Here is a 19,447-nt window from a genome sequence, read left to right on the forward strand (position 1 = left end):
AGCCAGGTGGAGGCTAACGCACTTCGCAGCCTATTTCGAACCGGAGCCGTCGCGCGCGGCGAGCGCAAGGTCGTAGAGATCGCCCGTTTTCACTCCATGTGCACGGGCAATATCCTTCACCGCGTCCTTGAGGCGCTCGCCGCGCTCAACGCGCTCTAGCACGACAGCCACAAGCTCTTCCGGGTCTGCGGCCGCTCGCCGACCACCTTCGATGACCACAGTGATCTCGCCTTTCACGCCGTCGGCGGCCCACTGCGCCAACTCCCCCAGCCCGGCGCGCTTGACCTCCTCGTACGTCTTTGTCAGCTCGCGGCAGACTGCGGCGAGACGATCGGCGCCGAGGATCTCGGCGGCATCGGACAAGGTGGCAGCAATACGGTGCGGCGACTCGAAGAAGCACACGGCGCGCGGTTGGTCGACAAGCGACTCCAGCCAGGCCCGGCGCGGGCCGGCTTTGCGCGGAGCGAACCCGTCGAAAATGAAGTGACCGGTGTTGAGCCCCGACAGGGCCAGTGCCGTGGTCACCGCCGAGGGGCCTGGAATGCAGGTCAAAGGGACCCCCGCCTCGTGCGCCGCGGTGACCACGGCGTGGCCAGGGTCAGATACCACCGGCATGCCGGCGTCGGAGACAAGCAGAACCGTGCCCGTACGCGCGGCCGCGATGAGTTCTGCGACGCGGCCGTCCTCATTGTGGTCGAAGTTGGACACCACCCTGCCCCGAATCTCCACGCCGAGGGCCGACGCCAAGCTGCGCACCCGGCGGGTGTCTTCCGCAGCGACGATGTCCGCGGTCGCCAGCGCCTCTCTGAGCCGATCAGATGCGTCGCCGATGTTGCCCAAGGGGGTTGCCGCCACCACGATTCCACTCATGGACACCAAGCATGGCACAACTGCTATCCCAGTAGTATCCCAGTGGTGACTACGATTGCTCCCCGCCCCCAGCTGCCCCGCGCGGGTCGGCCGCCCGCCCCGAAGGCCCCCCGCTGGGCCGCGTGGACGCGCCGGGACACGCAGGCTCTCTCCACTGTCGTCCTCGCCGCGCTGCTGACACGGTTTTTCGGGCTGACACTGCCGACGGCCGGAGGCACGCCCATCTTCGATGAGAAGCACTACGTGCCGCAGGGGTGGGACATGGTCCGTTCCCACATCAACCCCGTCCTCGGCGGCATTGAGTCCAACCCGGCCTACGGCCTCGTGGTCCACCCGCCGCTGGGCAAGCAGCTCCTCGCCCTCGGCGAGTCTGTCTTCGGCTACACCCCGCTCGGGTGGCGCGTCATGACGGCGCTGTTCGGCACCGCGGTTGTCGCATTCATCTGGCTGCTGTGCCGCCGCCTGACGCAGTCGACCACCCTGGCCACCCTGGCCGGCATCATCGCGGTGTGCGACGGGGTGCTCCTCGTCGCCGCGAAGTTCGGCATGCTGGACATCTTCCAGGTGACGTTCATCGTCGCGGCTTCGTGGACCCTCACCGGGGATATGCGCCAGGTCCACCAGCGGATGCACACCGCCTACCTCGCCGGCCTGATCGATCCCGCCGGCGCGCTCGGGCCACGCCTCGGCTTCCGCTGGTGGCGCTTCGCCACCGGCGTGTTGCTCGGGTTGAGTCTGTCGGTGAAGTGGTCGGGGCTGTACTACATCGCCTTCTTCGGCCTGCTCAGCGCTTTCTGGGACCTGTGGCTGCGCTCGCGCTACCGGGTGAAGATGCCCGTCGTGGGCACGTTGCTTCGCGACGTCCCCGCGGCCCTCGCCTCCCTCGTCCTCATCCCGATTGCGCTCTATGTCTGGTCCTGGCGCGCCTGGTTCGCGTCCGAAACCTCCGTGTACCGCCACTCTGCGGTTGACGGGACGATCGCCGGGAGCGACTGGCCCGAGCTGGCCTCGCTTCCCGACGCCCTCGCGGGCTGGCTGTACTACCACCTGTCGGTTCTTGAGTTCCACGGCTCGTTGACGTCCTCAGGCGGAAGCTCCCACCCCTGGGACTCGAAGCCGTGGGCCTGGCTCGTCGCCGCGCGTCCGATCCTCTACTACTCTTCCACCGACATCGAGTGCGGGCCCATGACGTGCCGCGAAATGATCTACCTGTTCGGCACGCCGGCGATTTGGTGGCTCACCGTTCCGATCCTGTTGTGGGCAGCGTGGGTCTGGCTGACGCGCCGCGACACCCGCGTCATCGTCCCTGTGATCGCTTTCGCCGCCGGTTTTGTGCCGTGGCTAGCTGCCTTCGACCGCCAGATGTACTTCTTCTATGCCACGGCGATGGTGCCGTTTACCATCGTGCTCATCGCCATCGCATTGGGCTACGTCCTGCAGACCTGGCGTACGCCGGCCCACCCGCAGCTGCGCAGACTTGCTGGCTTCGACATCACGGTAGGCCAGGTGGCTGTGCTCGCGTACCTGGCCGTGGTGGTCGGGATGTTCGTCTACTTCTCCCCAATCCTCTACGGCATGCGCATCCCAGAGGGGCTGTATCAATCGATGATGTGGCTGCCTAGCTGGAAGTAGGCTCAGCGCTGAGCATGCGCCACCCACGCCGCAGGTCGGCGCCGCGCTCGACCACCCAGGTCACTACAAGGGCGACGAGGGTAAAGAACAGCACCGCCATCGTTCCGCCCACACCCGCCGGGGCATAGAGGAGGATGTCGCGCACCGCGAACCCGAGGGTGAAGGTGAACATCGTGCCCACGATGAGCACCACGCCCGGGATTTGGCCCGGCTTCCACGCGGTAAACGCTAAAGCGCTGGCCACGCCGAGGCGCACGGCTGCCTGATCCGGCGAGGCACCAGCGTCCTGAATGACGAGGCGCACGGCCCACGCCGCCCAGATCAGCGCCATGGAAACCAAGAACACGCGGCTGAGCGCGAGCGCCACAGCTCGGCGCTGGGCGAAGCGGTGCCACTGCCCTTCCACACCGGCGAGGATGACCTCGGAGAGATCCTCGGGCGGCGCCATGCCGCCTGCCGGCGCGGCGAAGCGGAGGTTGTTCGACAGGGCAAGCAGGCGATCCCAGTAAGCGCGGCACTGCGCGCACTGTTCGAGATGGGCGTCCACGACTTCGTCGTCAAGCAGCGGCTTTTCCCCGTCGAGCCGGGCGGACAGCGCGGCCTGCACATCCGAATGGCTAAGCACTGGTCAAAGCCCTATCCAGGCTGGCGCGGCCGGAGCCGAAGACGACGATGACGAAAAGCACCACGGCGAGCACGAGCGGGTACTCGATGCCGCCGGTCTCCACGAAGAACCCCTGATTGAGGTGCACGAAGTACGCCGCGGCGAGCACGACCAGCATGAGCAGCCCCGCAACAAGGGTGGTGAGCAGGCCAATGATGAGCAGCGACCCGCCGATGAGCTCCACGGTGGACGAGAGGTACGCCGACAGCTTCGGCTGCGGAACCCCCGCCTTGCCCAGCTCTTCTGCCGTGCGCGCGATCCCTTCCTGGAACCAGCTGCGGTACCCGCGCGCGACAAACACGGCGCCTGCGATGAGTCGCACCAGAAGGAGCGCGAAATCTCGTACCGCAGGCCTGTTCATGGCTCAAAGACTACAGAAACACCGCGCCCGGGAACCACACCGGTCGAATGCAGGTCTAATGGAGGTATGGACACCGAATTCCCGGGCACCGGCCCCATCATGGGAGACGACGGCAAGGCTCGCCCGCCGTGGGCTGCACACGACCCGTTGCTGCGCGACTACTACGACACCGAGTGGGGCATGCCGGTTCGCGACGAGCGCGGCATGTACGAACGCCTCTGCCTCGAGGGCTTCCAGGTCGGGCTGTCGTGGCGGCTCATCCTGTCCAAGCGCAAGGCGCTGCGCGCAGCTTTTCATGGTTTCGACCCCGACAAAGTCGCCGCGATGGAGGGCATCGAGCATTTGCTTGACGACGCCACCTTGATCCGCAACCACCGCAAACTCTCCGCCGTAGTCACCAACGCCCGCGCCACACTCGCGCTGCGCGAGGAGGGCACGCACCTCGGTGAGTTGGTTTGGTCCTTCCAACCCGCTGAAACACCGGCGCCGACAGTCGCGGAGGACGTCCCCACACAGTCGGAGGAATCGGCCGCGCTGGCCCGCGAACTCAAGCGCCGCGGCTTCACCTTCGTCGGCCCAGTGACCATGTACGCGCTCATGGAATCGACCGGGATCCTCGACACCAACCTCGTCGGGACCTGGCGGCGCGAGGCGTCAGGGGTATGGAGCTAGTCGTCCATCTCCGCGAACGCTTCCTCGACGGAGTCGTGCTCTTCACGGGACTCGCGCCACACCTCGATGAACGCTCCGATATTGATCGCAGCGATGATGAGTCCCGCCACGATGTCGAACCAGGCCGTCGGCCAAGCAAAGGTGAGGAGTCCCGCGACGATAATCAACACGTTGGCGAGCGCGTCGTTGCGCGCCGCCAACCACGCCCCCGTCGCCAACGACGTACCAGCATTGCGCACACGCAGAAGAATTAAAGCGCACACGACATTGACCACAAGTGCGCCAATAGCAACGAGGGTTAGCGATCCCGGCTCGGGTGGGACAGGATTTGCGATCTTGCCTGCGACAGTCACCAGCGCAGCAATCGCCGGGATCAGAATGAGGAAAGCCAGCACCGCCCCCATCACGCGGCGGCCGCGGGCGGACATCGCCACGGCGAAGAAGACGAGCAGGTTGATTGCGGTGTCCTCGAGGAAGTCCGCCGAGTCCGCGAACAGGGCAGCAGATCCAATCGCCACCGCCGCCGCAAACTCGACGAAGAAGTACGTGAGGTTGAGCAGCGCTACTACAAGCACAGCTCGGCGAATAGTGTTCATTGTTCCGTAAAGCTTCCTTCTCGATACACGGTGTCTCTAATGCGTGTACAGCCTAAACGCAGAGTCTCACGTGGCTCGAGCACCCACGAAACCAGGCATACCTTCCAGCATCCCCACGTACGGGCTACTTCACCACATTCCCGTGTCACACCGCTTGGACCGCCAAGGAGGCTGATCCTTCCGAGCGAAACTAAAACCGCGTTCTTTGTCACATTTATTTTCTCCATTTTATGAAAGCAATAGGCGGTATGCGGAGTACCATGGGAACGGTACAAACGGCGAGGATCATTCGCTGTACGTTTACGAAGGAGACTTCTCAAGCTATGACGGAAAATAACCGCAAAGTCGCGTTTATTACCGGTGCTGCACAGGGCATTGGTAAGGCAATTGCAGAGCGCCTGGTCGAAGACGGCTTCGCTGTCGCAGTTGCAGACTTCAACCTCGAAGGCGCTCAGGAGACCGCTGATGAGATCAACGCCAAGGGTGGCGAAGCTCTCGCAGTTCAGGTTGACGTATCTGACCGCGACTCCGTATTTGCAGCTGTCCGCAAGTCCACCGAAGAACTCGGTGACATGAACGTTGTTATCAACAACGCTGGCTTGGGTCCGCAGACTCCTTTGGAGACCATCACCCCGGAGATCTTCAACAAGGTATTCAACGTCAACGTCGGTGGTGTCCTGTGGGGCATCCAGGCTGCTATGGAAGCATTCGAGGCCAAGGGCCACGGCGGCAAGATCATCAACGCTTGTTCCCAGGCTGGCCAGATTGGTAACCCTGGTCTTGCAGTCTACGGCGGCTCCAAGTTCGCTGTTCGCGGCATCACCCAGACCGCTGCACGCGACCTCGCAGACCGTGGCATCACTGTTAACGGCTTCTGCCCGGGTATCGTTGACACCCCGATGATGCGCGGAATCGCACAGCAGGTAGCAGACGAGAACGGCGAGTCCTTCGAGTGGGGCATGCAGACCTTCGCCAAGAATATTGCCTTGGGTCGTCTGTCCACCTCCGAAGAGGTTGCAGCTTGCGTTTCTTACCTTGCAGGCCCCGACTCTGACTACATGACGGGTCAGTCCCTGTTGATTGACGGCGGTATGGTCTTCCGTTAAACAACATCTGAAAATGGGGTGGAGATTATGGTCTCCACCCCATTTTTTGTCCGTGTTACCTGAAAATAGGAGCTTCCGGGTAAGGGATACCACTGCGCATCTTGGCGCTAATGACACCCGCGGCGTTTGAACAACAGATTTACTCAGCCCCAGAACTAGCTGCGCTTAGCGACGAATCCGGAGCAGAAACGAAATAAACAACACCGAGCCAAGGCCAGCAGCCATTGGCATGCCGCTGATCGAGAAGAAAGTGAGCACCGCAGCTTTGATGGCTGCGAACCAGTAATCGAACTCATAAAAGATCAACTGCCCCACATAGCACCACGAAAGCTGAAGCACCCATCAGTTCCGCTGTGCATACTGAGGTACCGAGTACCCATGCCGCTTCCTAAAGCAGCTCTACGTGGAGCTAAGGGGAATCGAACCCCTGACCTTCGCATTGCGAACGCGACGCTCTACCAACTGAGCTATAGCCCCAATGCCGATGACGTTACTCCTCCATCGACAAACTCGGAAACCGCGAGGTCAAACCGGCTTTCTGCCGCCTCCTAACTGGCGCGGGCGGCGACTGCGACGGGCGCGGTGTCGACCGGCTCGTAGCGACCTCGGGGCAGTTCATCGAAATCCGGTGACTCGTCGTCCATGTCGACGACGACCGCACCCGGGCGGCGGCGGAAACTCGGGACCGGTGCCGTGGTCTCGCCAGAGACCACGCCCATGCGGGCGCGGCGCAGTTGGCGGATACGGCGCTGGTGCAGCGCGCGCTCCTGGCGGACCACGCCGCGCAGTACGACCATGAACCAGACAGTCAAGCCGATTGTCAGGGCGGGAAGCACCCACACCCAGCCGCCGGCGACGAATGCGGCCACGAACGTCACCACGTCCGCGACGATGAGTGCGAGAAGCGTACGCTGGCGGCGCATGAAGCGGTCCTGCTTCGCGGCCTGGTCGCGCTCGGGGTCCCAGCCACCGCGACCGCGGCGGGCCCGGGCGAAGTCCAGCTCTTCGTCGGTAAGCGGCTCACCCTGCTCCTCGATCCGCTCTTCGACCTGTTCCGCGGCGGCCGGCTCCGGATCCGACTCGCTCGCGGGCTCGGCGTAGGCGACGAAGTCGCCCGGGGACACGTAGGTCTCCTCGAGCGGGTACGGCTCCTCGGCCACATCCTCGGCCGCATCCTCAGCGACCTCCTCCGCCTGCTCCTGCTCGCTCTCCAGCACAGACAGCGCGGTGGAGCCGCCGGTGGCGGGCTCGACGACCTCGCCTTCGATGGTGGTGTCGGCCTCGACCAGCTCCGGCTCCACGAGGGTGCTCACCTCGTGCTCGTCGACGTTTTCCGGCTCGACCACCTCGTAGCGCTCACCGTCGTTGTCGAAGCGGTGGACGTCCGCGCGGGTCAGCTTCGGGCGGCGGCGCCCGGGCACCGGCGCGCTTCCACCGGAGTGCAGCACGCGGGTTTCCTCGTAGCCGTCCCCGGAACGGCGAATGGGCTTGTTGTTGCCCATCACCATCGGCGCAAGCACGATCACCCACACGACGACGATTAGGACAATGATCAAGCTGAGGCTGCCCATGGGCCGGCCACCTTTCTGAGCTGGACTACCGGAGGATTCAGTCACTCAGGCTATCGGCCGCCATGCCTGACGACGGCTAGCCACGCCGGTGGGTGCGGACCTTCCCCGCGGCGATGAGCCTCTCGACGGCGCTCGTCGGATAGTCCTCCCGTGTGATCGCCACAAAGTGGTGGTCCTGCCACCGGCCGTCGATATGCAAATTGCGGCGCATAAAGCCCTCCTCGCGGTAGCCGTTGGCGGCCAGCACCTTTCCCGACGCCGGGTTGTGCGGCAGGTAGGTCGCCGTGACCCGGTGCAGCCCGATACGTGCCAGGGCGTGGTCGGTGCCCAGCGCGCAGGCTGCCGTCGCGACGCCGCGTCCCATGTAGGCCGAATGGACCCAGTAGCCGATCCAGCATTCGCTCACCACGCCGTGCTGGATGTTGCCCAGCGTCACCTGGCCTGCGAACTTACCGTCGATCTCGATGACGAAGGGCACGACGATGCCGTCCGCCGCCAACGAGCGCAGGTTGGTCCAGTTGGTGCGCCACGCCGCGGGGCTGTGGGCGCCAGCCCAGGTTCCGGGAACGGTCGGCTCGACGGGCTGGAGCCAGGCCGCGTCGTCGATGCGCAGCTTCGACCACGTGCGCCCGTCAGAGGCACGCAGTGGGCGAAGTTTGAGAACCCTGCCGTCGAGAAGCGAAAGCGCGGGCGTCGTTTCCGGCCAACCGGGGGCACTGTCGGGCTGGAAGAACCGCCAGAACACAGTGGCCTACGAGCGCTGCTGCAGGAAGACCACGTCGACGATATCGCCGGGGCGCACGGTCGTGACCTCCTCCGGCAGCTCAATGATCGCGTTCGCGTCGGCGAAGCCGGCCAAAAGGTGGGAGGGAACTCCCTCCGCCCCGCCGAGGCCTTGCACGAGGTAGTCGCCGGTGTCGGCATCGCGCATCAGACGGGCACGGACGAAGCCGCGTCGGCCCGGGATCGAGTCGACCGGCCCAAGCGAGCGGGCTTGGACGGCGCGGCGTTTCGGCTCCTGTTTGCCCAGGGAGCGGCGGATAGCCGGGCGGACGATCGTCTCGAAGATGACCAGCGCCGCCGCCGGGTTGGAGGGCAGGAGGAATGCGGGGATGCGTTCCTCGCCAAGCAACCCGAACCCCTGAACGGAGCCGGGGTGCATGGCGACGCGGCTGGTGTCGATCTCCCCCAGCTCCGCGAGCGCTTCCTGCACAGCCTGTGCCCCACTGCCGCCGACTGCACCAGCGATGATGATCATCTCGCTGCGCGCGACGTGGTTGGCAATCGTCTCCTTCAACCTGCGCGGCTCGGCGTTGATGATGCCCACGCGTTGGACGTCCGCCCCCGCGTCGCGCGCCGCAGCGGCAAGCGCGTAGGAGGTGACGTCGAAGACGTGGCCGAGGCCGGGGTCGCGGCCGATGTCGACGAGCTCGAGACCGTAGGACATCACGGCCACGCGCGGGCGCGGCGAGACGAGCACCTGGTCGCGGCCGGTCGCGGCGAGCAAACCGATGTGGGCAGGACCAAGCACTGCACCTGCGCGGACGGCGAGGTCGCCGGGCTGGATGTCGTCGCCGGCGCGGCGCACGAAGTCGCCGGAGTACACGGGGCGCTGCGCGGTAACCCGGCGGCGGCCGCGATCGGTCCATTCGAGTGGCAGGACGGCGTCGGCAAGCGTGGGAAGCGGTGCGCCGGTGGCAACGCGCACGGCTTGGCGCGGCTGGAGGCGCAGCGGCTTTTGGGATCCTGCCGCGACCTCACCGACCACGGGAAGTGAGGTGGCGGGCTCTGCGTCGGGGCGCGCTCCTAGCGCAACGCCGCCGCCGACGTCGACGGCGCGGACTGCGTAGCCGTCGACAGCCGCCTGCGCGAAGCCGGGCAGCGAGCGCGTCGCGGTGACTTCCTCGGCGCACATGAGACCGAGGGCGTCGCTGATGCGCACGCGGATGGGCTCCGGTGCGGGGGCGGCATCCACCACCATCGCAAGCTGGTCTTCAACGCTACGCATATCGCCTACCTCTTACACCTGGGGGTTTTCGGCCTCGAAATCACTCAGAATCTTCTTCAACGAGGCATACAACGCCGGCCCGTACTGCGGGTGGCGCAGCCCGAAATCAACATTCGCGGGAATGTAGCCACCCGGGTTGCCCAAATCATGGCGCTTGCCCTCGTGCACCACAACGTGCACCGGGTGGCCCTCGCTGATCATCAACTCAATCGCGTCCGTCAGCTGCAGCTCGCCGCCCTTGCCCGGCTGAATCCGGCGCAGCGCGTCGAAAACGCCGCGGTCGAGCAGGTAACGCCCGGTGGCCACCAGCGTCGACGGCGCCTCCGCCGCCGACGGCTTCTCCACCATTCCACGCACCCGCTTCACCGCGAAGCCGTCGAACTCTCCACCTTGGACGTCCTCGATATCGAACACGCCGTAGTTGACGACCTCATCGCGCGTGACGTTGAACCCGCACAGCACCGATCCGCCAAGGCGCTCGCGCACCTGGACCATCTTCTCCATCACCCCGGCTGGCAGAACCAGGTCGTCCGGAAGCATCACAGCCACGACATCTTCGTCGGGGCCGATCGCCGACTCCGCGCAACCCACCGCGTGCCCCAGGCCCAGCGGCTTGTCCTGCTCGACAGCCACGGCCTCAATCAGGCCCGCCGCACGGGCAACCTTTGCCACCTGCTGGTCTTTGCCGCGTGCCGCGAGCGTCGCGCACAGCTGATCAAACGGACCAAAGTGGCGCATGATCTCCTGCTTGTCCGGAGCGGTCACAATAACCAATTGCTCCGCGCCGAGGTGGGCGGCTTCCTCGGCAATCAGCTCGATACCCGGGGTATCGACAACCGGCAACAGTTCCTTCGGCACCGTCTTCGTCGCCGGGAGGAACCTCGTTCCCATACCGGCAGCAGGCACAACGACGGTCTTTACCGCACACGGGGTGGAATTCTGCATAATGCCCGAGCTTACCCGCGCACACGCGCCCGCCCCGCTTTGACATGAGTGTGTCAGGATATGCACATGGCCACTAAGCAGCAGGTACGCGCAGAGCGCATCGCTTATCGACGCCACCTTCGCACCACCGCACCCCACAAGCGCGCCCTCGACGACGCAATTGTCCGCAATATCCTCTCCTTCCTGGACAAATCCGGCTACCACGGCAACATCGCCGCCTACTCCCCCTTGCCGTCCGAGCCGGGTGGACCGCACCTTCTCGACGCCCTCGCAGCATCCTGCCGCACCCTTTTCCTCCCAATCTCACAGCCGGGCGGTGTCCTAGCCTGGGCTGTCCACTCTCCTGACTCCCTCCCTGGCGCACTCGGCGTCTCCGAGCCGACCGGCGCCCGATTCACCTCGGGCGTGCTAGATTCCTGCGACGTCGTGCTCGCGCCGGCGCTGGCCGTGGACAAGCGCGGCATGCGGCTGGGAAAGGGCGCGGGTTACTACGACCGCGCATTGTCCGGGGTGAGCACTCCTGTTTACGCTGTGGTCTACGACGACGAGGTGCTCGACGCGGTTCCGCATGACCCTCACGATGTCCCCGTCAGCGGCGTGATCACCCCATCGGGGAACCTCCGGCTCGGGTGAGCAGTCTAAGAGGTGCATGACAGTCAAGCGCCTTATCGCTGCGGCGCGGACGCCGGGCTACCGACGCAGCGTCCTAATTCGCAGATTCGTCGCGGTATGTCTCCTCGCAACCGCGGTTTTCAGCGCAGTAACCTCGCGGAACCGAGAGCCGGAAGTAGTAGTCTTCGTCCGTGATGTCGCAGCCGGCGCCGTCATCGCGCCGGAGGACGTCGCCCTGCGCCGCCTCCCCGCCAAGGCTGTGCCTGAGCGCGCCCTGACCTCCACGAGCGAGGCCGAGGACGCCATCCTCGCAGCGGGTGCGGCCGCCGGAGAGATCGTCACGACCACGCGGCTGGTGGGCCCCGATCTGACCCGCTCACTCGTTGCCTCGGGCGCGGTCGAGGATGTCACCCTCGTTCCCGTGGCACTCGCCGAACCCGACATCGTCCCCGTTTTGCACCATGGCGCCGCAGTTAGCGTGATTTCTGTTGAGGACACCGGTGCCCCACGTACCATCGCCACAGGCGCGCGTGTGGTCGTAGCAGGTCAACCGGACGAAACGGTCCTGCTTCTTTTGCCTCGGCACGCGGCCGCCGAAGTTGCGGCCGCGTCACTTTCCGCTCCCCTCACTGTCGTTTTGGAGGCGACAGGCTAAAGTCTCCCGAGGAAACTCACCACTAATCTAAGGAGAACCATGCTTCAGGGCTTCAAAAACTTCATTCTGCGCGGCAACGTCATCGACCTCGCCGTGGGTGTCGTCATCGGTTCGGCGTTCACTGCTATCGTGACCGCGTTCTCGGAGGCGATCATCAACCCGCTGCTCAACGTCTTCGGCGGTGCCGAGGTCGGCGGTCTGCGCCTCCCGATCCTGCCGGGCCGCGACGACACCGCCCTCGACTTCGGCATGCTCATCACCGCGCTGATCAACTTCCTGCTGATCGCCGCCGTGGTCTACTTCTTCATCGTTGCGCCTATGAACAAGCTCGATGAGATTCAGAAGCGCCGCCGCGGCATCGACGAGGATGAGCCCGCGCCGACCGACACCGAGCTGCTCACCGAGATTCGCGACCTGCTCGCCGGACAGGCTCCCGGCCAGGCCGGCACCGCCCTCCCGCCGAAGAACCTCTAGGCTCGCGCGCTACTCGCCCCCGTAATGCGGGGGCTTTTCGTTTTCTAGGTACTCCAGATCGTCCAACGGTGGGGCCTCGTCATCATCGAGGATGACTCGGCGCGCCCCATCGCCGACTCGACCTCTGGTCACCGGGGTGTCGGCAAAGCGGTCGTAGTCCACCTCCGCTTCGCGGCGCGCCCGCCGGCGCTTCCTCGGTTGCATCGTTCCCGTCACGCCACGCTGTACCTATTCAGCTCGGAGATGAGGTGGGAAACCAGCGGAGCGAACGTGGATACACCGTCGCGGATCGCCTGGCGCGAGGGCGCGAGGTTAACAACGACGGTCGATCCAGATACACCGCAAATACCACGCGAGGTACAGGCGTCGACCGCACCGCATGCCTGCCCCGAAGCGCGGATCGCCTGGGCGACGCCGGGAACCATTTTGTCAATAACAGCCCGCGTCGCCTCCGGGGTTTTGTCGCGCGGCCCCACACCGGTACCTCCGAGGGTCAGCACGAGATCGACGCCGCCGACAACTGCGGTCTCAATCGCTTTGCGGATATCCGACTTCTTCAGCTTCACCCGAACAACTCCGTCGACGGTGTAGCCGAACTCGGCGAGCAGCTCACAAACTAGCCTGTCGGTGTCGTCATCCTCCGCCTTGAAGCGGTGGTCGGAAGCTAACACCACCAGCGCTCGCGGGCGCACCGCCTGGACCTCACGCTCGGCGGCGAGGAGAACCGACTCATCCGGTTCGTTGAGATCGAGAGTATCGAGCGTATGGGGCATGGCGATCTCCTTAGTCAAATATGCGTTCTCCGCAAATAACTTACTCGGAACTGAGCGTGACCTCCACTGTTCTCGGAGCATCGTTTTCACCGCTGAGGACCTGCAGTGTGACGGTTTCGCCGAAGTCCCGGGTACGCGTCGCAGCAATCAGCGTGTCGGCGGAATCAATGCGACGGTCCCCCAGTTGGGTAATGAGGTCACCGGGCCGCAACCCGGCCTGCTCTGCGGGGCTGCCCGGCTCCACGGCGGCGACACGGGCCCCTGCCTCGGTCGAGCGGATATCCACCTGTACGCCCAGCATCGGCTGGGTCGCACGTCCGGTCTCGATAAGCTGTTGCGCAACGCGCTTGGCAAAGTTTGACGGGATTGCGAACCCAAGTCCGATCGATCCTGTTCCGGACGAGAGGCTGGCGATGACCGAGTTCATGCCGATGAGGTTGCCATCCATATCCACGAGCGGGCCACCAGAGTTACCCGGGTTGATGGCTGCATCGGTCTGGATTCCGTCCATCAGGGAGCTGTCCCCTCCGCCTTGCGCGGCGCGCACCGGTCGATTGAGGGCGGAGACGATGCCGCTGGTCACTGTCGCCGACAAGCCGAGCGGCGAGCCGACGGCTACGACGTCCTGGCCGACCTGGATCTCATCGGAGTTGCCGAAGTTGATCACGGGAAGGTTCGCGGCGTCATCGATCTTCAGTACGCCGACGTCGGTGTTGACGTCGGAGGCGACGAAGCGCGCGGGGTGACGGGTGTCGTCGTTTAGCGTGACGGCGATCTCTGCGCCGCCGTTGGCGGCCTCGGCGATGACGTGGTGGTTGGTGAGGATGTAGCCGTCGGAGGAAATGATCGAGCCGGATCCCTCGGATCGGCCCGACAGCGTCTGTACATCGATAGAGACGACCGCCGGCAGGACCGCCGCGGCCACGCTTTCCACCGAGCCCGACGGAGCCGGGTCGGCACCGCTCACGCTCGGTTGCTCCAGAGCGTTGTACGCCTGCTCCTGCGACGAGACGGCAGACCCGGCTGACCCTGCGAGGTACCCGGCCCCGCCGCCGGCGATGAGGGAGGTGACGATCGCGGCGGCCACGGCGGTGCCGGTGCCGCCGCGCTTTGGCTGCGCGGGCGCGGCAACCGGGGCAACAGGATACTCATTGTTCATAGCCACTATTGTGCTCGACCCAGCTGGTGCGTGACTTGCGGCGCGGGACCACTCATCGTAACGATTCCTGAACGTTTGCTGTATGCATGAAAAAAACCGGGCACCCCATGAAGGGAGTGCCCGGTCGGGAGCGAGTCCTTAGAACTGCTCGACGTCGATCAGACCAGCCTGAGCGGCCTTGATCAGGCGGCGCGGGATGCGCACCTCCTGGCCGTCAATCTTGACGGTCTGCAGCTCGGGGTTGTCAGCCTTCCACTGCGAACGGCGGGAGTGCGTGTTCGCGCGGGACTTACGGAACTTCGGGGTTGCCATGTCTGTCTATCCTCCTTCGACCTGTATGAATTCTTAGTTTGCGGACTTCTTCTTGCGGCGGGCCATGCCACCGAAGCGCTGGTTGAACTTCTCAACGCGGCCGGCGGTGTCCATGAGACGCTGCGCGCCGGTCCAGAACGGGTGCGACTCAGATGTCACGTCGACAACCACGAGCGGGTACTCGTTGCCGTCTTCCCAGGTGTCCGTACGGTCGGAGGTCATGGTGGAGCGGGTGAGGAACTTGTGTCCCGTGTTACCGTCCTGAATGATCACCGGGTGGTAATCCGGGTGGATCTCATTCTTCATGCTGATTCGTCTCCCTCAGGATTGAACTTCAGGTCGGTTCCCTACACGGGGATCGTGCCTGAGTTGGGTGCGAAAATGGTCTCTCGCCTGGCGTATGCCAGACAACCTGCAATATGGTACAGGTGACGTGGTCAGATACCTAATCTCGCACTTACTTAGGAGTGCAGCCGATGCATGACCGATTCGACGGGCCCACGAGCGAATCGTCGCAGCCACACCCTACTGAATGCGATCATCACCGCGCAGATCAGCAGATACACAACGAAGACTCCAACCGTCCCGTCGATTCTGCGAGCCAACCCGAACCCGAAGTCATAGAACAGCACGGACGCCAGGAGGTTTTGCAGGATGTAGCACGTCAGCGCCATTCTGCCCACCGCGCTTAAAGCGCGGCCTACCCCGCCGAGCCGGTTGCCCCGCCGCACGTAGTACTCGGCGATGAGGGCAAGAATGCCGAACGCCACGACAGCGGATGTGACGTAGCGCGTCGTCATCGCCACGGATGAGGTGGCAAAAAGCCGCAATCCCCAATCCAACGGCAGACCAACAACGAGCCCCACTACAAGAACTTTGCGACGCAACCGCGCCCGCTCAGCGTGAAACAGCCCCGCGCGATACAACCTCGCCCCGACGAGGAACATAGCCAGGCCCATCGTGATCAGCACGGGCATCTCCATGCGGCCATCAACGAAGTCAGTCAGGCGCGTGCGCACCATCGCGGCGTAACTATCCGTGGACTCATAGAACTGCAAGGAGTCAGCCATCTCCGCGAGCTCCTCCTCGGTGGCGAGGTGGAAGGCGAGCGCCAGGAAGGTGTCGAGAAGCGCGATAACCGCGACGTGGACGACGAGGGCGACCCACATAAGCACCTTTTGCACCCGTTCGCTGCGCGCCACGACCGGAGCAATGGCGAGGGCGGTGAGCCCGTACGCCATAAGGACATCGAACTCGAAGACGAAAATGTAATTGAGCAACCCCTCAATCGCCAGCAGCGCGGCACGCCAGTAGTATCCGCCCGGCCACCGCTTGCCATGCCGCAGCGCCGACTGCCGCTGGATCTCCATGCCGATACCAAACATGATGGTAAGCAAGCCGAGGAACTTCCCATCCGTAACGAGGTGGAGCACTGTATCCACCACCGCACCCGGTGTCCCCGCCGCAACCTCACCAGCCAAAGTGAAGCCGCCCGAACTGAACAGAGCGTCTAACGACGCAGACGAGACGCCCGCGAAGATCCAGATGTTGGTGGCCAGCGTTCCCAGAATGGCAATGCCGCGGGCGACGTCGAGAGCAACGATTCGACTGCGCTCAGCGCTCGTTGTGTGCATGACCGAAAAGTACCAAACTCGGATTAGGAATTAGGGTGGCGAACCTGTAGTGTTTACTTTCGCTGTTGTCGAAGTACACGTACACGCCTGCGTCAACCGATTGCTTTCGGCACCCCCGGCTCCTCACATACCGGGTGCGGTGTCATCCCTCACCGGCAATCCACGCGTGGGCGGCAGATAGAGAAAGAAGCTAACCCATGTCGGCACATTGCCAGGTCACGGGACGGAAGCCGAGCTTCGGCAAGACCGTCTCGCACTCGCACCGCCGCCACTCGCGCCGTTGGAACCCCAACGTGCAGAAGCGCCGGTTTTTCCTGCCCTCTGAGGGCCGCACCATTACCCTGACGGTCTCGACCAAGGGTCTGAAGATCATCGACCGCGACGGCATCGAGTCTGTCGTCGCCGCTATCCGCGCTCGAGGTGAGAAGATCTAATGGCACGCAACGATATCCGCCCGATCATCAAGCTCAAGAGCACTGAGGGCACCGGTTACACCTACGTGACCCGCAAGAACAAGCGCAACAATCCGGATCGCATCACCTTGATGAAGTACGACCCGATCGTTCGCAAGCACGTCGAATTCCGCGAGGAGCGATAATTTATGGCTAAGAAGTCAAAGATCGCCAAGAACGAGAAGCGCAAGGAGATCGTCGCTCGCTACGCGGAGCGTCGCGCTGAGCTCAAGGCGATCATCCGCAACCCCGAGACCTCCGACGAGGACCGTCTCGATGCACAGTTCGAGCTGAACCGCCAGCCGCGCGACGCCTCCCCGGCCCGCGTGCGCAACCGCGATTCCCACGACGGTCGCCCCCGCGGCTACCTCCGCAAGTTCGGCCTGTCCCGTGTCCGCATGCGCGAGATGGCTCACCGCGGTGAGCTGCCGGGCATCCGCAAGTCTTCGTGGTAAGGAGGAGCCTGAAACTATGAAGCGCAATAACAACCACCGCAAGGCGCGCATGGAGCAGTCCCGCCGCCCGAAGAAGAACCCGCTCAAGGCCAAGGGCATCGAGCAGGTTGACTACAAGGACATCGAGACCCTGCGTCTCTTCATCTCCGATCGTCACAAGATCCGTTCCCGCCGCGTGACCGGCCTGACCCCGCAGCAGCAGCGTCAGGTCGCGACCGCCGTGAAGAACGCTCGCGAGATGGCTCTTCTGCCGTTCACCAGCCGCTAGAAACCGGTTGACGATAACAGCGTAGAGTCTTCCGACACACCCGCCCCGAGCTATCGAGGGCGGGTGTAACTTTTGGTTAGTAGATCCACATCTATGGGAGAGTAGAGACATGGCGAAAACTGCCGGACGTCCTCGCAAACTCAGGCCGCGCCGTGAAGGCAAGACAGCACGCGACGAGATCCTCGACGCGTCGTCTGAGCTTTTCACCACGCAGGGTTTCGCGATGACATCTACCCACCAAATCGCCGAGGCGGTGGGAATCCGGCAGGCATCTCTCTACTACCACTTCCCCTCCAAGGCAGACATCTTCCTTACCTTGCTGATGGGAACTGTCCAGCCGTCTCTCGACCTCGCCTCCGAGCTCGCGAGCTCCGACGCGTCGCCCGAGCTGAAGCTGTGGGCGCTCGTCGCCGCCGAGACGCGCATCTTGATGTCCTCCAACTGGAACATCGGCCGCCTCTACCAGCTCCCGGTCGCCACGTCCGAGGACTTCGCGGACTACCACGCGGCTCGCGCCGCACTGGAGGACATCTTCCGCGACCTCGCCGCGCAAATCGTCGGCGACGACGACCCGCGCATCGAGCTACCGTTCCACATGACGTTGGCGTGCATCGAGATGCGCGACAATACGGGTGTTGCGCCTTACCCGCTTGTCGACGACGCCCTCCCCGCCCCCGCGGTCATGATCGCGGACGCGGTCCTCGACGTCCTCCACGCCAGGCTTCCGTCGTGTCGCGGAGTGCGCACACTCGAACTCGTGTCGAAGGCGCTCGATACCCCCTCGTAGGGGTCTAACAGGTCGTGGTCGGCAGGTCGTCGAGAAGCGGACGCAAGCCCTCGGCGACCGCCGTCGCCATCGTTTGCGCGGTGGCGTAATCCCCCGAAGCAGGGATGACCGTCAGGCCGAGCGCGATGATCTCGCCGCGGCTGTTGGTCACCCGCGCGAGCTGTCGCACGTGGTAGCCGCCGCTCGGTGAGGGGCCCCATCCGCCTTTAAGACGCGCTCCCGGCAGCTGACCGAGCCCATAGGCTTGGTCGGGGTTGATCGCCCCCATTAGCTCGACAACCGGCAGGGCGCCGGCGATGCAGCCGATCCCTGACGCAAGCTGTGCCTCCTGGCTCGCGGTGAGCAGGGTCTGCCCGAAGACAGAGAATTCCTGCCGCGTCTTCTCAGTGTTGACCGCTGCAGCGACGCCCGCGTCTGCGAGGACCTGGTTCACGTCCCCCGGCGAGACCGCGTTCCAAAGGCTTTCGGCAGCCATATTGTCGGACGACTGGATCGCCGCTGGGGTGAAGATCTCCGCTTCCACCGGCGCAGTGCGCGCCGCAGCGATGGCGATGGGCACCTTGATTGTCGACCATACCGGGTATGCGCCATCGTCGCCTCCTACGAGGGACACGTCATCCCCAGCCACTGCCACGCCGACCGATCCCCCGTACGTGTTCGCCACGGAATCGGCGAGCGCCTGCAGCGGGTTGACCTCGGGTTCCGGGCTGTCGGTGACGGGGCCGGTGGCAGGCGCGGGATCGACCATCGTCGTGGTTGTAGACGTCACTACGGGCCGCGTGAAGGGATCGTCCGGGTTCTCTGCGGGGGCGCAGGCGGAGAGCACCGCGACCGCGCAGACGGAGCTGACGATGCGGCGGCGCATTACCAGATGCTGACGACGGCGTTGTTGCCGCCGCGGCAGTACACCGTCCCGGTGCCACTGCAGCTCATGCTGTAGGTGCTACCGGTCACCGGGCTGTAGACGTTGATGTTTACGTTCGGCCCGCCCGTGTTGGCGCAAGCGTCACGGAACGCAGAGTAAACGTTCGCAGCAAAGGGGCCAGAGGTCTTGCTCGTCGCCGGGGCGTAGTTGGAGTACGGGCAGCCCTGATTCGCTACAGGTACCGGCTGGGCGGCCTCGGGCTGGTTCGACCGCGTCATGGTCTGGGTCTCCACCACCGTCACCGGGGTGTCGTCGCCATTGCCAGAGGTGAAGCTTAGGCCATTCGAGCCGGTTAAGAACGCGAGCGTGCCCACGAGCAAGAGAAGCAGGGTCACCAACCCGGCAACCAGCGCGATGATCAGTCCCCTATTACCGTTCGACGGTTGAGGGGCGTAGTAGGGAGCAGACTGGTACTGCTGCTCCCCAAATTGGTAGGGGTTGCCCTGCATTAAGGTGTGCCTTTCAGAGAAATACGTATCGACTGATTTATAACACTTTACCTGACCAAAGGCTGTG

General features: G+C 64.3%; 28 protein-coding genes and 1 tRNA gene. 11 read left to right on the forward strand and 18 right to left on the reverse strand.

Going from position 1 to position 19,447, the window contains the following annotated elements; translation table 11 throughout:
• Nucleotides 1–30 precede the first annotated feature (30 nt).
• Nucleotides 31–870 carry a 16S rRNA (cytidine(1402)-2'-O)-methyltransferase gene (gene rsmI, locus VVR41_RS04950; protein ID WP_368523844.1) on the reverse strand — a complete coding sequence of 280 codons (840 nt, stop codon included), beginning with the start codon at nt 868–870 and terminating at the stop codon, nt 31–33.
• Nucleotides 871–915: 45 nt separating this feature from the next.
• On the opposite strand from rsmI, the gene VVR41_RS04955 reads away from it, so the two are divergent.
• On the forward strand, nt 916–2,502 hold the full coding sequence (locus VVR41_RS04955) for a dolichyl-phosphate-mannose--protein mannosyltransferase (protein ID WP_409338276.1): 1,587 nt from the start codon (nt 916–918) through the stop codon (nt 2,500–2,502).
• Here the strand turns inward: VVR41_RS04955 and VVR41_RS04960 are convergent.
• Both VVR41_RS04960 and VVR41_RS04965 read right to left on the reverse strand, forming a co-directional pair.
• Nucleotides 2,489–3,127, reverse strand: coding sequence for a zf-HC2 domain-containing protein (locus VVR41_RS04960; RefSeq protein WP_321103269.1), 639 nt, complete (start codon nt 3,125–3,127; stop codon nt 2,489–2,491). The genes VVR41_RS04955 and VVR41_RS04960 overlap by 14 nt on opposite strands.
• The gene (locus VVR41_RS04965; RefSeq protein ID WP_368523845.1) at nt 3,120–3,527 is read right to left on the reverse strand and encodes a DoxX family protein; all 408 of its coding nucleotides are present in this window, start codon (nt 3,525–3,527) and stop codon (nt 3,120–3,122) included. Before VVR41_RS04965 ends, VVR41_RS04960 begins: the two co-directional genes overlap by 8 nt.
• Before the next feature lie 66 nt (nt 3,528–3,593).
• Between VVR41_RS04965 and VVR41_RS04970 the strand changes: the two genes are divergently transcribed.
• Nucleotides 3,594–4,199: a DNA-3-methyladenine glycosylase I gene (locus tag VVR41_RS04970; RefSeq protein ID WP_368523846.1), complete on the forward strand. Its 606-nt coding sequence runs from the start codon at nt 3,594–3,596 to the stop codon at nt 4,197–4,199.
• Here VVR41_RS04970 and VVR41_RS04975 read toward each other — a convergent pair.
• Complete coding sequence (locus VVR41_RS04975) at nt 4,196–4,795, reverse strand: cation transporter (RefSeq protein WP_368523847.1); 600 nt, start codon at nt 4,793–4,795, stop codon at nt 4,196–4,198. The genes VVR41_RS04970 and VVR41_RS04975 overlap by 4 nt on opposite strands.
• 323 nt (nt 4,796–5,118) lie before the next feature.
• Here VVR41_RS04975 and VVR41_RS04980 point away from each other — a divergent pair, with 323 nt between their 5' ends.
• Nucleotides 5,119–5,901: a (S)-acetoin forming diacetyl reductase gene (locus tag VVR41_RS04980; protein WP_368523848.1), complete on the forward strand. Its 783-nt coding sequence runs from the start codon at nt 5,119–5,121 to the stop codon at nt 5,899–5,901.
• A gap of 165 nt (nt 5,902–6,066) precedes the next feature.
• Here the strand turns inward: VVR41_RS04980 and VVR41_RS04985 are convergent, their stop codons facing one another.
• The 6 genes from VVR41_RS04985 to VVR41_RS05010 form a co-directional block, all read right to left on the reverse strand.
• Nucleotides 6,067–6,240: a hypothetical protein gene (locus VVR41_RS04985; protein ID WP_368523849.1), complete on the reverse strand. Its 174-nt coding sequence runs from the start codon at nt 6,238–6,240 to the stop codon at nt 6,067–6,069.
• 65 nt (nt 6,241–6,305) lie between these two features.
• Nucleotides 6,306–6,378 (reverse strand) — tRNA-Ala (locus tag VVR41_RS04990).
• 71 nt (nt 6,379–6,449) lie between these two features.
• Nucleotides 6,450–7,472, reverse strand: coding sequence for a gephyrin-like molybdotransferase receptor GlpR (glpR, locus tag VVR41_RS04995; RefSeq protein ID WP_368523850.1), 1,023 nt, complete (start codon nt 7,470–7,472; stop codon nt 6,450–6,452).
• 76 nt (nt 7,473–7,548) lie between these two features.
• Nucleotides 7,549–8,217, reverse strand: coding sequence for a GNAT family N-acetyltransferase (locus tag VVR41_RS05000; RefSeq protein ID WP_368523851.1), 669 nt, complete (start codon nt 8,215–8,217; stop codon nt 7,549–7,551).
• Between the two features lie 6 nt (nt 8,218–8,223).
• The gene (gene glp / locus VVR41_RS05005) at nt 8,224–9,480 is read right to left on the reverse strand and encodes a gephyrin-like molybdotransferase Glp (RefSeq protein ID WP_368523852.1); all 1,257 of its coding nucleotides are present in this window, start codon (nt 9,478–9,480) and stop codon (nt 8,224–8,226) included.
• A 12-nt stretch (nt 9,481–9,492) separates the two neighbouring features.
• Entirely contained in the window at nt 9,493–10,425 is a 933-nt protein-coding gene (locus tag VVR41_RS05010) for a UTP--glucose-1-phosphate uridylyltransferase (protein WP_321100690.1), read from the reverse strand.
• 66 nt (nt 10,426–10,491) lie between these two features.
• Here VVR41_RS05010 and VVR41_RS05015 point away from each other — a divergent pair, with 66 nt between their 5' ends.
• The 3 genes from VVR41_RS05015 to mscL are packed head-to-tail and all read left to right on the forward strand — an operon-like array spanning nt 10,492 to nt 12,166.
• Complete coding sequence (locus VVR41_RS05015) at nt 10,492–11,058, forward strand: 5-formyltetrahydrofolate cyclo-ligase (protein WP_368523853.1); 567 nt, start codon at nt 10,492–10,494, stop codon at nt 11,056–11,058.
• Between the two features lie 16 nt (nt 11,059–11,074).
• Nucleotides 11,075–11,692: an SAF domain-containing protein gene (locus VVR41_RS05020; protein WP_368523854.1), complete on the forward strand. Its 618-nt coding sequence runs from the start codon at nt 11,075–11,077 to the stop codon at nt 11,690–11,692.
• 39 nt (nt 11,693–11,731) lie between these two features.
• On the forward strand, nt 11,732–12,166 hold the full coding sequence (gene mscL, locus VVR41_RS05025; RefSeq protein WP_321100684.1) for a large conductance mechanosensitive channel protein MscL: 435 nt from the start codon (nt 11,732–11,734) through the stop codon (nt 12,164–12,166).
• Nucleotides 12,167–12,175: 9 nt separating this feature from the next.
• Here mscL and VVR41_RS05030 read toward each other — a convergent pair whose 3' ends face one another.
• From VVR41_RS05030 to VVR41_RS05055, 6 genes are all read right to left on the reverse strand, one after another.
• Nucleotides 12,176–12,382 carry a hypothetical protein gene (locus VVR41_RS05030; RefSeq protein ID WP_368523855.1) on the reverse strand — a complete coding sequence of 69 codons (207 nt, stop codon included), beginning with the start codon at nt 12,380–12,382 and terminating at the stop codon, nt 12,176–12,178.
• Nucleotides 12,379–12,939, reverse strand: a complete 561-nt coding sequence (locus tag VVR41_RS05035) for a MogA/MoaB family molybdenum cofactor biosynthesis protein (protein ID WP_321100680.1) — start codon at nt 12,937–12,939, stop codon at nt 12,379–12,381. The genes VVR41_RS05030 and VVR41_RS05035 overlap by 4 nt, the downstream gene beginning before the upstream one ends.
• Before the next feature lie 40 nt (nt 12,940–12,979).
• On the reverse strand, nt 12,980–14,098 hold the full coding sequence (locus VVR41_RS05040) for a S1C family serine protease (RefSeq protein WP_368523856.1): 1,119 nt from the start codon (nt 14,096–14,098) through the stop codon (nt 12,980–12,982).
• Between the two features lie 138 nt (nt 14,099–14,236).
• Nucleotides 14,237–14,410, reverse strand: coding sequence for a 50S ribosomal protein L32 (rpmF, locus tag VVR41_RS05045; RefSeq protein WP_321100677.1), 174 nt, complete (start codon nt 14,408–14,410; stop codon nt 14,237–14,239).
• Nucleotides 14,411–14,443: 33 nt separating this feature from the next.
• Nucleotides 14,444–14,716, reverse strand: coding sequence for a type B 50S ribosomal protein L31 (locus VVR41_RS05050; protein WP_321100676.1), 273 nt, complete (start codon nt 14,714–14,716; stop codon nt 14,444–14,446).
• 155 nt (nt 14,717–14,871) lie between these two features.
• Nucleotides 14,872–16,044: a DUF418 domain-containing protein gene (locus VVR41_RS05055; RefSeq protein WP_368523857.1), complete on the reverse strand. Its 1,173-nt coding sequence runs from the start codon at nt 16,042–16,044 to the stop codon at nt 14,872–14,874.
• A 197-nt stretch (nt 16,045–16,241) separates the two neighbouring features.
• On the opposite strand from VVR41_RS05055, the gene rpmB reads away from it, so the two are divergent.
• From rpmB to VVR41_RS05080, 5 genes are all read left to right on the forward strand, one after another.
• Nucleotides 16,242–16,478, forward strand: a complete 237-nt coding sequence (gene rpmB / locus VVR41_RS05060) for a 50S ribosomal protein L28 (RefSeq protein WP_321100674.1) — start codon at nt 16,242–16,244, stop codon at nt 16,476–16,478.
• On the forward strand, nt 16,478–16,642 hold the full coding sequence (gene rpmG / locus VVR41_RS05065) for a 50S ribosomal protein L33 (protein ID WP_321100673.1): 165 nt from the start codon (nt 16,478–16,480) through the stop codon (nt 16,640–16,642). Before rpmB ends, rpmG begins: the two co-directional genes overlap by 1 nt.
• Nucleotides 16,643–16,645: 3 nt before the next feature.
• Nucleotides 16,646–16,951: a 30S ribosomal protein S14 gene (gene rpsN / locus VVR41_RS05070; protein ID WP_321100672.1), complete on the forward strand. Its 306-nt coding sequence runs from the start codon at nt 16,646–16,648 to the stop codon at nt 16,949–16,951.
• A gap of 16 nt (nt 16,952–16,967) precedes the next feature.
• On the forward strand, nt 16,968–17,219 hold the full coding sequence (rpsR, locus tag VVR41_RS05075) for a 30S ribosomal protein S18 (RefSeq protein WP_115685054.1): 252 nt from the start codon (nt 16,968–16,970) through the stop codon (nt 17,217–17,219).
• 109 nt (nt 17,220–17,328) lie between these two features.
• Nucleotides 17,329–18,006: a TetR/AcrR family transcriptional regulator gene (locus tag VVR41_RS05080; RefSeq protein WP_321100671.1), complete on the forward strand. Its 678-nt coding sequence runs from the start codon at nt 17,329–17,331 to the stop codon at nt 18,004–18,006.
• A gap of 4 nt (nt 18,007–18,010) precedes the next feature.
• Here VVR41_RS05080 and VVR41_RS05085 read toward each other — a convergent pair whose 3' ends face one another.
• On the reverse strand, nt 18,011–18,871 hold the full coding sequence (locus tag VVR41_RS05085) for a hypothetical protein (RefSeq protein WP_368523858.1): 861 nt from the start codon (nt 18,869–18,871) through the stop codon (nt 18,011–18,013).
• Nucleotides 18,871–19,380: a hypothetical protein gene (locus VVR41_RS05090; RefSeq protein WP_368523859.1), complete on the reverse strand. Its 510-nt coding sequence runs from the start codon at nt 19,378–19,380 to the stop codon at nt 18,871–18,873. Before VVR41_RS05090 ends, VVR41_RS05085 begins: the two co-directional genes overlap by 1 nt.
• Between the last annotated feature and the right edge of the window lie 67 nt (nt 19,381–19,447).

This window comes from Corynebacterium sp. LK2510, from assembly GCF_040946405.1.
Classification (GTDB): Bacteria; Actinomycetota; Actinomycetes; order Mycobacteriales; family Mycobacteriaceae; genus Corynebacterium.

Bases quoted from the DNA above. Each gene is read 5' to 3' on its own strand.
- rpmG (WP_321100673.1), top strand. From the start codon at position 16,478: ATGGCACGCAACGATATCCGCCCGATCATCAAGCTCAAGAGCACTGAG.
- rpmF (WP_321100677.1), bottom strand. From the start codon at position 14,410: ATGGCAACCCCGAAGTTCCGTAAGTCCCGCGCGAACACGCACTCCCGC.
- VVR41_RS05020 (WP_368523854.1), top strand. From the start codon at position 11,075: ATGACAGTCAAGCGCCTTATCGCTGCGGCGCGGACGCCGGGCTACCGA.
- glp (WP_368523852.1), bottom strand. From the start codon at position 9,480: ATGCGTAGCGTTGAAGACCAGCTTGCGATGGTGGTGGATGCCGCCCCC.
- VVR41_RS05055 (WP_368523857.1), bottom strand. From the start codon at position 16,044: ATGCACACAACGAGCGCTGAGCGCAGTCGAATCGTTGCTCTCGACGTC.
- VVR41_RS04975 (WP_368523847.1), bottom strand. From the start codon at position 4,795: ATGAACACTATTCGCCGAGCTGTGCTTGTAGTAGCGCTGCTCAACCTC.
- glpR (WP_368523850.1), bottom strand. From the start codon at position 7,472: ATGGGCAGCCTCAGCTTGATCATTGTCCTAATCGTCGTCGTGTGGGTG.
- VVR41_RS05085 (WP_368523858.1), bottom strand. From the start codon at position 18,871: ATGCGCCGCCGCATCGTCAGCTCCGTCTGCGCGGTCGCGGTGCTCTCC.
- rpsN (WP_321100672.1), top strand. From the start codon at position 16,646: ATGGCTAAGAAGTCAAAGATCGCCAAGAACGAGAAGCGCAAGGAGATC.
- rpmB (WP_321100674.1), top strand. From the start codon at position 16,242: ATGTCGGCACATTGCCAGGTCACGGGACGGAAGCCGAGCTTCGGCAAG.
- VVR41_RS05035 (WP_321100680.1), bottom strand. From the start codon at position 12,939: ATGCCCCATACGCTCGATACTCTCGATCTCAACGAACCGGATGAGTCG.
- VVR41_RS05010 (WP_321100690.1), bottom strand. From the start codon at position 10,425: ATGCAGAATTCCACCCCGTGTGCGGTAAAGACCGTCGTTGTGCCTGCT.
- VVR41_RS04980 (WP_368523848.1), top strand. From the start codon at position 5,119: ATGACGGAAAATAACCGCAAAGTCGCGTTTATTACCGGTGCTGCACAG.
- VVR41_RS05080 (WP_321100671.1), top strand. From the start codon at position 17,329: ATGGCGAAAACTGCCGGACGTCCTCGCAAACTCAGGCCGCGCCGTGAA.
- rpsR (WP_115685054.1), top strand. From the start codon at position 16,968: ATGAAGCGCAATAACAACCACCGCAAGGCGCGCATGGAGCAGTCCCGC.
- VVR41_RS05040 (WP_368523856.1), bottom strand. From the start codon at position 14,098: ATGAACAATGAGTATCCTGTTGCCCCGGTTGCCGCGCCCGCGCAGCCA.
- rsmI (WP_368523844.1), bottom strand. From the start codon at position 870: ATGAGTGGAATCGTGGTGGCGGCAACCCCCTTGGGCAACATCGGCGAC.
- VVR41_RS05050 (WP_321100676.1), bottom strand. From the start codon at position 14,716: ATGAAGAATGAGATCCACCCGGATTACCACCCGGTGATCATTCAGGAC.
- mscL (WP_321100684.1), top strand. From the start codon at position 11,732: ATGCTTCAGGGCTTCAAAAACTTCATTCTGCGCGGCAACGTCATCGAC.
- VVR41_RS04970 (WP_368523846.1), top strand. From the start codon at position 3,594: ATGGACACCGAATTCCCGGGCACCGGCCCCATCATGGGAGACGACGGC.
- VVR41_RS05015 (WP_368523853.1), top strand. From the start codon at position 10,492: ATGGCCACTAAGCAGCAGGTACGCGCAGAGCGCATCGCTTATCGACGC.
- VVR41_RS04965 (WP_368523845.1), bottom strand. From the start codon at position 3,527: ATGAACAGGCCTGCGGTACGAGATTTCGCGCTCCTTCTGGTGCGACTC.
- VVR41_RS05090 (WP_368523859.1), bottom strand. From the start codon at position 19,380: ATGCAGGGCAACCCCTACCAATTTGGGGAGCAGCAGTACCAGTCTGCT.